The organism is Fervidibacillus halotolerans (assembly GCF_026547205.1).
Classification (GTDB): Bacteria; Bacillota; Bacilli; order Bacillales; family Caldibacillaceae; genus Fervidibacillus; species Fervidibacillus halotolerans.
Genome location: NZ_CP106877.1, coordinates 1,379,009 through 1,391,895, shown reverse-complemented (window position 1 = coordinate 1,391,895; position 12,887 = coordinate 1,379,009). Strand labels below are relative to the sequence as shown.

The 12,887-nt window shown below is 38.2% G+C and carries 15 protein-coding genes; all 15 read left to right on the top strand.

Annotation, left to right across the window (positions count from 1 at the left end):
- Positions 1–77: 77 nt before the first annotated feature.
- The 15 genes from OE105_RS06605 (at position 78) to OE105_RS06535 (ending at position 12,861) form a co-directional block, all read left to right on the top strand.
- A complete protein-coding gene (locus OE105_RS06605) occupies positions 78–350 on the top strand; it encodes an HU family DNA-binding protein (protein WP_275421969.1) in 273 nt (90 codons plus the stop codon).
- Between the two features lie 293 nt (positions 351–643).
- Positions 644–1,216, top strand: coding sequence for a GTP cyclohydrolase I FolE (folE, locus tag OE105_RS06600; protein ID WP_275421968.1), 573 nt, complete (start codon positions 644–646; stop codon positions 1,214–1,216).
- Between the two features lie 17 nt (positions 1,217–1,233).
- Positions 1,234–1,464 carry a trp RNA-binding attenuation protein MtrB gene (gene mtrB / locus OE105_RS06595; RefSeq protein WP_275421967.1) on the top strand — a complete coding sequence of 77 codons (231 nt, stop codon included), beginning with the start codon at positions 1,234–1,236 and terminating at the stop codon, positions 1,462–1,464.
- 156 nt (positions 1,465–1,620) lie between these two features.
- Positions 1,621–2,379, top strand: a complete 759-nt coding sequence (locus tag OE105_RS06590; RefSeq protein ID WP_275421966.1) for a heptaprenyl diphosphate synthase component 1 — start codon at positions 1,621–1,623, stop codon at positions 2,377–2,379.
- A 24-nt stretch (positions 2,380–2,403) separates the two neighbouring features.
- Positions 2,404–3,117, top strand: a complete 714-nt coding sequence (locus tag OE105_RS06585; protein ID WP_275421964.1) for a demethylmenaquinone methyltransferase — start codon at positions 2,404–2,406, stop codon at positions 3,115–3,117.
- A 27-nt stretch (positions 3,118–3,144) separates the two neighbouring features.
- Positions 3,145–4,107, top strand: coding sequence for a heptaprenyl diphosphate synthase component II (gene hepT / locus OE105_RS06580; protein ID WP_275421963.1), 963 nt, complete (start codon positions 3,145–3,147; stop codon positions 4,105–4,107).
- A gap of 118 nt (positions 4,108–4,225) precedes the next feature.
- Positions 4,226–4,672 carry a nucleoside-diphosphate kinase gene (gene ndk, locus OE105_RS06575; RefSeq protein WP_275421962.1) on the top strand — a complete coding sequence of 149 codons (447 nt, stop codon included), beginning with the start codon at positions 4,226–4,228 and terminating at the stop codon, positions 4,670–4,672.
- 85 nt (positions 4,673–4,757) lie between these two features.
- Positions 4,758–5,543, top strand: a complete 786-nt coding sequence (locus OE105_RS06570; RefSeq protein WP_275421961.1) for a CheR family methyltransferase — start codon at positions 4,758–4,760, stop codon at positions 5,541–5,543.
- Positions 5,544–5,621: 78 nt separating this feature from the next.
- On the top strand, positions 5,622–6,788 hold the full coding sequence (gene aroC, locus OE105_RS06565; RefSeq protein WP_275421953.1) for a chorismate synthase: 1,167 nt from the start codon (positions 5,622–5,624) through the stop codon (positions 6,786–6,788).
- Positions 6,788–7,873 (top strand): 3-dehydroquinate synthase, encoded by a 1,086-nt coding sequence (gene aroB, locus OE105_RS06560; RefSeq protein WP_275421952.1) that lies wholly within the window; start codon positions 6,788–6,790, stop codon positions 7,871–7,873. The genes aroC and aroB overlap by 1 nt, the downstream gene beginning before the upstream one ends.
- Before the next feature lie 42 nt (positions 7,874–7,915).
- The gene (gene aroA, locus OE105_RS06555) at positions 7,916–9,199 is read left to right on the top strand and encodes a 3-phosphoshikimate 1-carboxyvinyltransferase (RefSeq protein WP_338030926.1); all 1,284 of its coding nucleotides are present in this window, start codon (positions 7,916–7,918) and stop codon (positions 9,197–9,199) included.
- Positions 9,200–9,271: 72 nt separating this feature from the next.
- A complete protein-coding gene (locus OE105_RS06550; RefSeq protein WP_275421951.1) occupies positions 9,272–10,159 on the top strand; it encodes a hypothetical protein in 888 nt (295 codons plus the stop codon).
- 36 nt (positions 10,160–10,195) lie between these two features.
- The gene (locus tag OE105_RS06545) at positions 10,196–11,458 is read left to right on the top strand and encodes a tetratricopeptide repeat protein (protein ID WP_275421950.1); all 1,263 of its coding nucleotides are present in this window, start codon (positions 10,196–10,198) and stop codon (positions 11,456–11,458) included.
- 34 nt (positions 11,459–11,492) lie between these two features.
- Positions 11,493–12,047: a ReoY family proteolytic degradation factor gene (locus tag OE105_RS06540; RefSeq protein WP_275421949.1), complete on the top strand. Its 555-nt coding sequence runs from the start codon at positions 11,493–11,495 to the stop codon at positions 12,045–12,047.
- Positions 12,048–12,399: 352 nt separating this feature from the next.
- Complete coding sequence (locus OE105_RS06535; protein WP_275421947.1) at positions 12,400–12,861, top strand: DUF2487 family protein; 462 nt, start codon at positions 12,400–12,402, stop codon at positions 12,859–12,861.
- The last annotated feature ends 26 nt before the right edge of the window (positions 12,862–12,887 follow it).

The window sequence follows — 12,887 nt, the reverse complement described above, 5'->3', positions numbered from 1 at the left end:
TTTTCACTAGAACAAAGATTTGGATGTTAGTATGCAATATTATTGCGCAACCTTTCCATTGGGAGGAGGTGAAAGGCATGAACAAGACAGAATTGGTAAATCAAGTGGCAGAAGCTGCTGATCTTTCCAAAAAAGACGCTACGAAAGCTGTGGAAGCAGTGTTTGATTCGATTTTAAATGCTTTGAAAAATGGAGAAAAAGTACAACTAATCGGTTTTGGAAACTTTGAAGTTCGGGAACGTGCTGCTCGAAAAGGTAGAAATCCTCAAACCGGTGAAGAAATTGAAATTGCAGCAAGTAAAGTTCCTGCTTTCAAACCAGGTAAAGCATTAAAAGAGGCTGTAAAATAATTACATACTATCCATATGTGGGGGGGAGGCGACCATTTTGCTTCCCCCCTTTATTGTCTTCTTTCCTAGGCAAATCGCCCCTATGGTTCCTACGAAGTTCAACATCGGTTTTCCCGGTTCGGTAGAAAAAATGAATCCATCCAGATTTTTTTCATTCATTTCCATCAAAATTGACGAATTCTTTCTCGATTTCAGTTTTCTTTTTTGCTACTATTAGAAAAGGTGTGCTAATATGAAATAGATATAAAATAGGAATTTGATTTCCTTAGTTTGAAATACAGGGGGAAGGAAGAATGAAAGAGGCAAATCTCCAACAAATTGAACAAGCCGTTCGAATGATTTTGGAGGCAATTGGTGAAGATCCGAATAGAGAAGGATTAATCGATACCCCGAAACGGGTCGCGAAAATGTATGAGGAGATGTTTGCCGGACTAGACAAAGATCCTAAAGAATATTTTGAAACGATTTTCCACGAGGACCATGAGGAAATTGTTCTCGTGAAAGATATACCCTTTTATTCCATGTGCGAGCATCACCTCGTTCCCTTTTTCGGCCATGCCCATGTTGCATACATGCCTAAGGACGGAAGGGTAGTTGGTTTAAGTAAATTGGCTCGGGCTGTTGAAGTTGTATCAAAAAGGCCTCAATTGCAAGAACGAATTACGAAAACAATTGTCGATGCGATTATGGAAAAATTAAATCCCCATGGAGCGATCGTTATTTTAGAAGCCGAACATATGTGTATGACGATGAGGGGAATTAAAAAACCTGGTTCAAAAACTGTGACGATTGCTGCTCGGGGAGTATTTGAATCAGATTTTGAACAAAGGCAGGAAGTCTTACAATTGATTAAACAAAAACTGTAACATAGGAGGTCTTGGCGGTGGGGAAAACAAACGAATCGTCCGATTTCGTTGTCATTAAAGCACTTGAAGATGGTGTCAATGTAATCGGTTTAACGAGGGGAACGGATACGAAATTCCACCATACGGAAAAATTAGATGCGGGTGAAGTAATGATTGCCCAATTTACCGAACATACTTCCGCTATAAAAATTCGTGGAAAGGCAGAAATATTTACTGCCTATGGGGATACGGAAAGTGGTAGTTGCTAAGTAGATGAAAAAATATGCATAGTTGTTTCGGTTCCATTGCTAAATTGCCGCTTATATTTGTCGTCCCATTTTCAAAGGAGCGGAAAGATCTATGTATACTTGTGTTATAATAATAAACACTGAAAATGTAGGATAATGGAACTTGAGGGTGATTTTATGAAATGGGACAACTCATTATTGAAACAAGTAAAAGAGAAAATAGAAAAGGAAATTAATCATCCGTTTTTGGTGGAAAACATCGATTCGCCGAAAATCGATGAGCAAAAGTTACGTCTCGTTCTTTCAATTTTACATGGACAAAATCTCCGAAAAAGGGAATTAATGAACTATGCAACGGCCGTTATGCTCGTTCAAATTGCACTCGACACCCACGATTTAATACATGTAAAAGACGAAACCCGTCAAAAAAAGCAATTGACTGTGTTAGCAGGGGATTTTTATAGCGGATTATATTATCGAATGTTATCTTTTGTTCCAAATATTCAATTGATTAAAGATTTGGCCGATGGGATAAAAACCGTCAATGAAAAAAAACTTCAACTATATAACAAAGAAGTGTCGACATTACAAGGTTTTATGGAAAAAATGCAAATGATTGAAACGGTTATTTACCAAAAATTAGCTTCCTTTTTTCAAGATGAATTTTGGCAATCCGTTTCAAAAGACTATTTGCACTATCAACAGATAAAGATGAATCGGGAAAAATATGTCGATTATATACTGACCTACTTAATGGGCGAAAAAAATCCATTTCATGTTACAAAAACGAGTGTAACAATCGATCAATGGTTTGAACGATATGAACAAAATGTTTATGAACGATTGAAACGTTCTTTTCAAGGAGTGCCAGATCCACTCCATTTGATGAGTTCAGATTTCCATCTTGATGAAGAAGCGAAACGGTCTTTTATTTAAAATTCGATGTATAGGAGTTTCATTATGGGAAGAACGAAGGAAGAAAAAGTACTTCAAGTATTTGAACGAATATCAAATCAATACGATCGGATGAATTCGGTTATTAGCTTTCGTCAACATATTCGTTGGCGTAAAGACGCAATGAAACGATTACAAGTGAAACAAGGGAAAAGGGCCCTCGATTGTTGTTGTGGAACGGCAGATTGGACGATTGCATTAAGCGAAGCGGTCGGGGAATCGGGAGAAGTATATGGGCTCGATTTTAGTAAGAATATGTTGGCCGTTGGAGAAAGGAAATTGAAAGAAAAGGGAATTACCAATGCTACGCTCGTTTACGGAAATGCGATGGAGTTGCCCTTTGAAAATGATTCCTTCGATTACGTGACGATCGGTTTCGGCTTACGAAATGTACCGGATGCTTCTCAAGTTTTGCGTGAAATGTATCGGGTTTTAAAACCCGGGGGAGTCGTTGCATGCTTAGAGACGTCCCAACCGATGATCATCGGATTTAAACAAATTTATTATTTTTATTTCCGATATATCATGCCGTTTTTCGGCAAATTGTTTGCGAAAAGTTATAAGGAATATTCATGGTTACAAGAATCTGCGAGGGAATTTCCTAACGCGAAACAATTAGCTTCGATGTTTGAAGAAGTCGGATTTCAACAAGTCACCTACAAACTATATTTTGGTGGAGTTGCCGCTTTACATATAGGACATAAAGTAGAGAAAAAGTAAAAGGAAAGATTTGATCGGATGGAAATAATGAATTATACGACCGTATATAAACTATTACATAACGATTTAAAATCAATCGAGAATCGACTGGAATCGGTATTGGATACCGAATCCCCCTTACTTAGGCAATCATCATTACATTATTTGCAAGCGGGGGGGAAACGGATCCGACCTATTTTAGTTATTTTATCTGGAAAATTCGGCAATTACCATATTGACAAGGTAATGGACGTTGCTGTTGCGCTAGAACTAATTCATATGGCATCGCTCATCCACGATGATGTGATTGACGATGCTTATACCCGCAGAGGGCGCCCAACTGTGAAGGCGAAATGGGACGATCAAATCGCTGTTTACACAGGGGACTTTATTCTAGCGAAATCCCTCGATGTGATTACAAATATTAAAGAGGATGAAGTGCACAAAGTATTGTCGAAAACGATGGTGGAATTAAGCATCGGTGAAATTGAACAAATTCAAGATAAGTATAATTTTGATCAACGATTTACGACTTATTTTCGTCGAATTAAAAGAAAAACTGCTTTGTTAATTGCAGCGAGTTGCCAATTAGGTGCATTAGCTGCAGGAGCGGAAAAGCACATTTATCAAAAATTGTACCGGTTTGGCTATTATATCGGTATGGCTTTCCAAATTACCGATGATATTTTAGATTTTACTTCCACCGCGAAAAAATTAGGAAAACCAGTGGGAGAAGACTTGCTTCAAGGAAATATTACATTACCGGTGTTACTTGCCATGAAAAATCCAGCCATTAAAAAGGAAATCATAAAGGTGCATGCGTATACAGAACCGGAAGTGTTAGAACGGATTATTCAATTAATTAAAGAAACCGGTTCGATCAACCAATCCATTGCGGTTACTCGCCAATATTTAAAAAAGGCGTTACGAATACTAGATGAATTACCGAATCACGAAGTTAAACCCCTTTTACAAACGATCGTCGATTTTATTGGGAATCGGAAATTTTAATTTAAACTATTTTGAAAACGGATTAATTCCTTCCGTTGAAAGATTGCAATGAATAGTAGAGCGTGATAATATGGTTTTTGCGAGACAAAACAATTATACTAATAGGGTGGGAGATACGATGGAAAAAACATTTTTAATGGTAAAACCCGACGGTGTTCAAAGGAACTTAATCGGTGAAATCGTATCGAGATTCGAACGAAAAGGATTCCAACTTGTCGGGGCCAAATTGATGAAACTTTCTCGTGAATTAGCGGAAAAACATTATGGCGAGCATAAGGGAAAACCTTTTTATGATGAACTTATTTCCTATATTACGTCCGGTCCTGTTTTCGCCATGGTTTGGCAAGGAGAAAATGTCATTTCAGAAGCGCGAAAAATGATGGGGGCCACAAATCCGAAAGATGCAGATCCTGGTACGGTGCGCGGTGACTTTGCACTTACGGTCGGTAAAAACGTCATTCATGGATCCGATTCGGAGGAAAGTGCAAAGAGGGAAATTTCTTTGTTTTTTAAGGAAGAAGAACTCGTTTCCTATGAAAAAATAATCGATAACTGGATGTATTAAACGGAAAACAACCCGCCCCTTTTGGGTTGTTTTCTATTTACCGGGAAATACATCCCTTGGAAAAGGAAAATTGGGAGAGGAATATATGGTAGATGAATACGCTCAATTTATACAAAAAGTAAAAAAGAAAACCGGCATTGATTTATCTTTATATAAAGAAACACAAATGAAGCGAAGGTTAACGTCCCTTTATGAAAAAAATGGATTCCGTTCCTTCACTGAATTTTTTAATGCGATGGTAAAGGATGAAAAATTATATAACGCATTTTTGGATCGGATGACGATCAATGTCTCCGAGTTTTATCGAAACCGAAATCGGTGGGAAGTTTTACAAAATAAAATACTCCCGGATTTATTGAAACGTTCCAAACGGTTAAAAATATGGAGCGCTGCCTGTTCAACCGGGGAAGAACCGTATACGATTGCGATGGTGTTAAGCCATTATATTCCTTTAGAGCAAATTCGAATTTTAGCTACGGATATTGATGAAAATGCTTTGCAAAAGGCGAAAATAGGGGTATATAATGAACGTTCATTAAATGAAGTTCCCGAGGATATGAAACGAAAATTTTTCCGAAAAGAGAATCATGTGTATATTATTGATGAAAAAATAAAGAAAACCGTCACTTTTAAAAAACATAATTTGCTTGCCGATCCTTTTGACCATCAGTTCGATTTAATCGTTTGTCGAAATGTCCTCATTTATTTTACTGAACAGGCAAAAACCGAACTATATCGGAAGTTTAGCGATGCGTTAAATCTCGGTGGCATCCTTTTTGTCGGAAGTACCGAACAAATTTTTAATGCGAGTCAGTACGGTTTTAGCCCAATTGAAACGTTTTTTTATAAAAAAGTGAAAAATATACGATAGGTTTTTATTAGGAAAGGATAACTTCCTAAACGAAAAGGTTACAATGAGTGATTATTTGGATGATTCGGAGGTGAAAGGATGCGATTTTTAACAGCTGGTGAATCCCATGGACCTGGATTGACGATTATTATTGAAGGGTTACCCGCTGGAATGCCCCTATGTGAAGAAGATATCAACCGTTCTTTATCATTGAGACAAAAGGGCTATGGACGAGGGCGAAGGATGGATATCGAAAAGGATCGGATTCAAATAACCGCAGGGGTTAGACATGGGAAAACATTAGGTTCTCCTTTAGCGTTATACATAGAAAATAAAGATTTTCAACATTGGAAACAAATTATGGCCGTTGAACCTTTACAAGAGGAGACGGAAATTAAACGAAAAGTGACGAAACCTCGACCGGGTCATGCGGATTTAAGTGGAGGAATTAAATATGGTCATCGGGATTTGCGAAATGTTCTCGAACGTTCTTCCGCTAGGGAAACGGCTGCAAGGGTAGCTGCCGGCGCGGTTGCACGAAAATTGTTGGCCGAATTGGGTATATCAGTCGGTTCCCATGTGATTGAAATTGGTGGTGTGAAAGCTCGCCAGACGGATTTCATTGATCCGATTGAGTTGGATGAACGGGCGAATCGTTCTCCCGTTCGGTGCCTTGATTCGGAGGCGGAAAAGGAGATGATCAACGCCATCGATCAGGCGAAAAAAAGCGGCGATTCAGTGGGCGGAATCGTAGAAGTTGTCGCTGACGGAATGCCTCCGGGAATCGGAAGCTACGTTCATTACGATCGGAAATTGGATGCTAAAATTGCAGGAGCTATTGTTAGTATTAATGCATTTAAAGGAGTAGAATTCGGTCTCGGCTTTGAAGCAGGCAGGAGAAAAGGTAGCGAGGTCCAGGATGAAATTTTTTGGGATCGGGAAAGGGGTTATTATCGTCGAACGAATCGACTCGGAGGATTTGAAGGGGGAATGACAACAGGTATGCCGATTGTTGTAAGAGGGGTTATGAAACCAATTCCGACTTTATACCGACCATTAAAGAGCGTCGATATTGAAACGAAGGAACCCTTCAATGCGAGTATTGAACGATCGGATAATTGTGCGGTACCGAGTGCATCGGTCGTTTGTAGCCATGTCGTTTCTTGGGAATTAGCGAATGCGTTGGTGGAACAGTTTTATTCTGACCGGTTTGACCAATTGAAGGAACAATTGAATGTTTACCGAAAAGAAGCGAGGGAATTTTAATGGAAAAAACGATTCCTATTCAACTAGGGGATCAATCGTATCTTGTAAATATCGGTCATCATGCTTTGGAAAAATTAACGTCATATTTGCAATCGAATCCTCCGTCCAAATTATGTATTATCTCCGATGAAACCGTAAGTTCTTTACATATGGATACCCTTTTGAAAGCTATACCGGATTCAATTCCTCGCTGTCAATTTATAACGCCTAACGGTGAAAAAGCAAAGTCGATGGACGTATATCGGGACGTGTTAACGTATGTAATCGGTGAAAGGCTCGATCGGAGCGCCCTTTTTATCGCTTTTGGGGGAGGGGCTGTCGGTGATTTAACCGGTTTTTGTGCAGCAACCTATATTCGAGGTGTCCCGTTTATTCAAGTTCCTACAACCCTTTTAGCCCACGATAGTTCTGTTGGAGGAAAAACGGGAATTAATCACCCGCTAGGAAAAAATTTAATCGGTGCATTCCATCATCCGAAAGCGGTCTTTTATCATTTACCCTTTTTGCAAACATTACCTAAAAGAGAGTGGCGATCGGGTTTTGCAGAAATTATTAAGGCGTCGTTGATTTCCAAACAACCCTTTTTCGACGAATTACAACGGACGGTTCGAGATGATTACGATATTAATATAGAAAATGTAGTTAGGCCATTAGTTCAAGGAATTGAAACGAAAAAAAGAATTGTTGAAATGGATGAACGGGAACGTGGATTGCGGGCGTATTTAAACTTTGGGCATACGCTCGGCCATGCTTTAGAAAATGAACTCGGTTATGGGAAAATTACCCACGGTGAAGCCGTATTAATCGGAATTGTATACGCCCTTCGTTTGAGTCAACTTTTTTATAACTTGGCGATTTCGGAAAAGCAATTTAAAGAATGGGTAGAACGGATCGGCTTTGACTTAACGATAATCAGAAAGGCGGCTCCTGTTCGTTTATTAAATCGAATGAAAAATGATAAAAAAACGAAAATGGGAAAATGCAACTTTGTATTGTTGGAAAAAATCGGACAACCGATATTGAAGGAAATCGACGATGAAACCATTTTGCAAACGTTAGCGACCTTTATTTCAGATATAGGGTAAAACAAATTGTAGAATCTTTATGAAGAAAGGTGGTTTCCTTTTGTGGGAAAATTGGCTATTCCCGATTATATAGAAAAACTAACGGGGGTAATGACTGTTCCAGGGGATAAATCGATTTCCCATCGGGCGGTTATGTTCGGAGCCCTCGGAGAAGGTTTAACGGAGGTTACGAATTTTTTAAATGGGGATGATTGCCTACGAACGGTCGATGCCTTTCGGAAACTAGGGGTACCGATTCGAGCAGAAGCTGACCGACTGTTTATTGAAGGAAAGGGGCTAGCCCATTTTAAAGAACCGACCGACATATTATATGTTGGAAATTCAGGTACGACTGCAAGGCTGATGCTAGGAATTCTTGCCGGTTCCTCCTTTTATACGGTGTTAAGTGGGGACCGATCTTTGAATCGTCGCCCGATGGAACGAGTCGTCAAGCCGTTACAAAAAATGGGAGCAGAAATAATCGGAAGGGAACGTGGAAAATATTTACCGATTTCTATTCGAGGAAGACGACTAAAGGGAATTCGATATCATTTGCCGGTTGCTAGCGCCCAATTGAAGTCCGCCCTCATTTTCGCCGCCTTGCATGCGGAAGGGGATACGATGATTGTTGAAAACGCCCCTTCGAGAAATCATACGGAAATTATGTTGGAACAGTTTGGTGGCCAAATCGAGCAACATGGGAAAACGTTGAAAATTAAAGGAAATCAACGACTAAACGGTACGAACATTCATGTACCGGGAGATTTTTCATCCGCTTCTTTTTTCATCGCATTAGGAGCTATGGTGAAAAAGGCTGATTTAGTCATTGAAAATATCGGGTTAAATCCGACAAGAACCGGACTTCTCGATGTATTAAAACGAATGAACGGTAACTTTGACATCATTGAGAAGTACGAAAAGGGGGAGCCTCGGGGAAGCTTACGTGTTCGGTCTTCCTCGTTAGTTGCAACGACTATCGGAGGTGACTTGATTCCACGGCTCATCGATGAAATACCGATTATTGCTTTACTAGCGACCCAAGCAGAAGGAACGACGGTTATACAAGATGCAAAGGAATTAAGGGTAAAAGAGTCGAATCGAATCTCTACCGTCGTTGGCGAATTGAAGAAATTAGGAGCTAAAATTGAGGCGACTGAAGATGGCATGATTATTAAAGGGAAAACGAAACTTTCAGGTGGTTATGTCGATAGTCATGGGGATCATCGAATCGGGATTATGTTAGCAATAGCGAGTTTATTAACTGACGAACAAGTGGTTATCGAAAATTATGAGTGCACGAATATTTCCTATCCGAACTTTTTCGAGCAAATAAAAAAAATCAGTTAAATCATATGGAAAACCGGTCATAAATATCGGTTTTTTTTCATAGCTTGTCATAAGACCAGTGGGGGTGGTTTTATGACATATATCATTGAAAATGCCAATGTTTTAAAGAACAATGAATTGATACGGACATCTCTTTTGGTCAATGGTGAAAAAATTACATCAGTCCAACCGAGTTTTTCCAAATATCGGTATATAAGAATGGATTTGAAAGAATTTATAATGACACCTACGTACGTCTTTCTCCTACATCAACTGCCGAATCAAAAGGATGGATATTCAAAAAAAAATGACCTTTTGCAACGTTTTTTATTAAAAGGTTGTACAACCGTCATTGCGGTGGAGAAAGTGATGTATTTGAACGAACTGTTGGAAAAACGGGAATCTATTCGTCGTTTTTTTCATCATACACCAATGGACTACGTAGCTGCTGTCCGTATCCCTATTCGTTTACTTACCGTTCCTTTTATTCAAACGTGCAAAAGGGAAAAAATACCTGCTATTTTTGTTGAATTTCAAGATAAAAGAGATTTGTACAAAATTCCTTGGGGGTGGATCCGGGAAGCATTATTTCCATACAATTGTCCGTTAATCCCCGCCCCGGCGAAGGATGAACCGAAACTTTTAGAAACGTGGCAGTTTGTTATGGAGAAAGAAAAAATCCCTCATATCACAGAACCGTTAAAAGAGGGGGAACCAATCCCTATTGATGTACTTAAAAAGATCGGTATTTATCCGTTGAAAGGATACTTGCAAACAGGTGGAGAACTTAGTTACAATTTATTTTTAACAGATGATAATCAATGGATTGTTGAAAAAGGAAAACCGATCACCCTTGAACGTTCCAATCTTGTTATAACCGTTCATAAGGGAGAAATTATACGAGTGAAAAATACGTTTTTTTACAATCCAAATAAAGGGGAAGAGATCATCATCCATCGCCCCTCATTTTTTCAATCATAATGATGAACAAATCGTAGAAATAAAGGAGTTTAACATATGAATCGGATTCAAGAAATATTACATGCATTAGAAAACGGTAATCTTCAAAAAGCGATGAAATTAAAAGACGATATATTGAAAAACGGTGATGAAAGGGAAATTTATGTACTTGCTGAACAACTGAAAAATCTTGGCTTTTTAGAGGAAGTCATTCCCCTTTATAAAAAATTACTGGAACGATATCCGAATGAGGGTGAATTGCTGGTCGATTTGGCCGAAGTGTATATTCAATTGGACGAGGGTGAAAAAGCCCTTCTCACATTGGAAAAGATTAAAAAGGATGATCCCGTTTATGTGGAATCCCTTCTCCTCTCTGCTGATTTATATGAGAATGAAGGGTTATATGAAGTATGCGAACAAAAATTGCGGGAAGCGGAAAAAATATTACCTGATGAGCCTTTGATTCAGTTTGCCATGGGTGAGTTTTTTTCATCGATAGGAAAATTTGCTGAAGCGGTGTATAAATATGAAAAAGTGTTAGAAAAAACCGATACAATTGATGGTGTAAATATTCACGCCCGTTTGGCGGAAATTTACAGCACTGCAGGAGAGTTTGAAAAGGCCCTTCCCTTCTATGAGAAAGCACTGGAAGATAAAATAACGGTAGACATGTTGTTCGGCTATGGCTTTACCCTGTTTCAATCAGGTCAATATGAAGGAGCAATTGAAAAACTAAAGGAAGTTAAGACGTTAGATCCGGACTATGAAAGTGCTTATTTCCCTTTATCAGAAGCTTATGAAAAAATAGGGGATTATAAGTCTGCCCTAGAGGTGGCTAAAGAAGGAATCAATATCAACCCTTTTCAAAAAGAATTGGTCTATTTTGCCGGTAATTTATGTGTAAAATTAGGACTTTTGAATGAAGCTGAAGACTATTTTCAAAAATCGTTAGAATTAGATCCGGATTATGTGGAAGCCATGTTGGCATTCAATCGTTTATTGTTTCAGCAAGGTCGATATCAAGAGGCGAACGAACGAATGGAACCTTTAATTAACGGTGGGGAAGAGGATCCGGATCTTTTGTGGGATTATGCTGTTTCTTGCCAACATGAAGAAAAATATTCAGAAGCATTAAATGCATATAATAAAGCATATAAATATCTCAAAGAAAACGAGGAATTCTTACAGAATTATGGATTTTTCCTTTTGGAAGAAGGAAATAAAGGGGATGCTATAGAAGTATTTAAACAATTATTACAAATTGATCCGACAAATGTTGAATACATCGATGTTCTAGAGCGGTTGGAAGTAAACCGCTAGAGATACGTATTCCATTTGTAAAGGGGGGAAGAATGTGGCGACTCCGGTATCCGTTTATGAAAAGAAAGAGTTTATTCGTTGGTTTTTAAACAATTATCAATTGAAAAGACGGGAATGTGTTTGGATTCTTAATTATTTGATGAGTCACGATCAGTTAATGGAAAAGGTACATTTTGTAGAAAATGCCCGATATTGTCCACGGGGATTAGTGATGTCCACCCAATGTGTAGATGATGTTCCTTTTCGCTTTTATAAAAATTCTGTAATGACAACGGACGCCGAAAAGTCTTTCCACGATATTCGTTTAAATCGCGATCAAGATATTTATATACAATTGAATTTTAAAGCCGTTCATCATTCGTACCAATACGCCCTTGTTTTGGAAGAAAATCCTTTTATGCCCGATTTCATTCAAATTTCTGAAAAGGATCGGCAACTAGTGGAACAATTTTTACAATATTCCCTTATTCAATTCCAAGTAGAAAAATTAAAAAAAGAAATTGATCGGGCATTGGATGAAAAGGATCAACAACAATTTTTAACACTATCCAGTCAATTAAGAAAAGTACTCGATCAACTACCGAATTAATCGTTGGAAAGAAATCGCCTTGTACCCGCCCTTGGGTACTTTTTTTTTGAAAATGTTTCAAGAAAAAAGAAAGAAGTTCATTTCCATGACTGCTTAATAAAATATTCAAATTCGACACGAAAAATTCACGTTCAAAAGTATTGAAAGAAAAAAGCCATTTGAAAACGGTTAAAAAATTGATGAAAACGTGAAAAAAGACACAAAAATGTCTAAAAATGTTCACAAATTATTCAATTTTAAATCTTTGTCTATGCTAATATATATTTGAAATATGAAATGTAAAAAATATGAAAATGGTGAAAACCGACTGCCTTTCACCGAATGTTTCCCTTTAACTGAGGAGGTGGGGGGGATGCGTTGGACAGCCGAAGAAGCTGTCGTATATTTACAATCGAAGGAATATATTGATACCGCTTTGATTCCAATTATATCTATATCTTTTGATCAAAAAGGTATCGATTCTGGCAATGACAATGAATGGATCCAACGAATCTCGATGGAAATCGAAAAGCAGTTTAAAGGTAGAATTCTCCTTTTACCACCTTTATCCTATGCCACATCCTTCCAAAAGGAACAAAGGAAAAATTGGTTTCGATTATGGGTAGAAAGTTTGAACAACAATGTTTTTAAACATCTCCTTTTCATCGGAACGGAGGATTTATGGGTGTCTGTGGCCGAGGAGTTTGATTGTAAATATTTTCGAATTCCGAGCGTTCCTTTACGCCATTTAGATGATCCATATAAATGGACGATGGTTCAAAATCAAGTAAAAAAACTGCTCCCACAAATTGTTGAGATGTGGCATAATGATTAAAATTGGAAAATTCAACGTAATGTAAT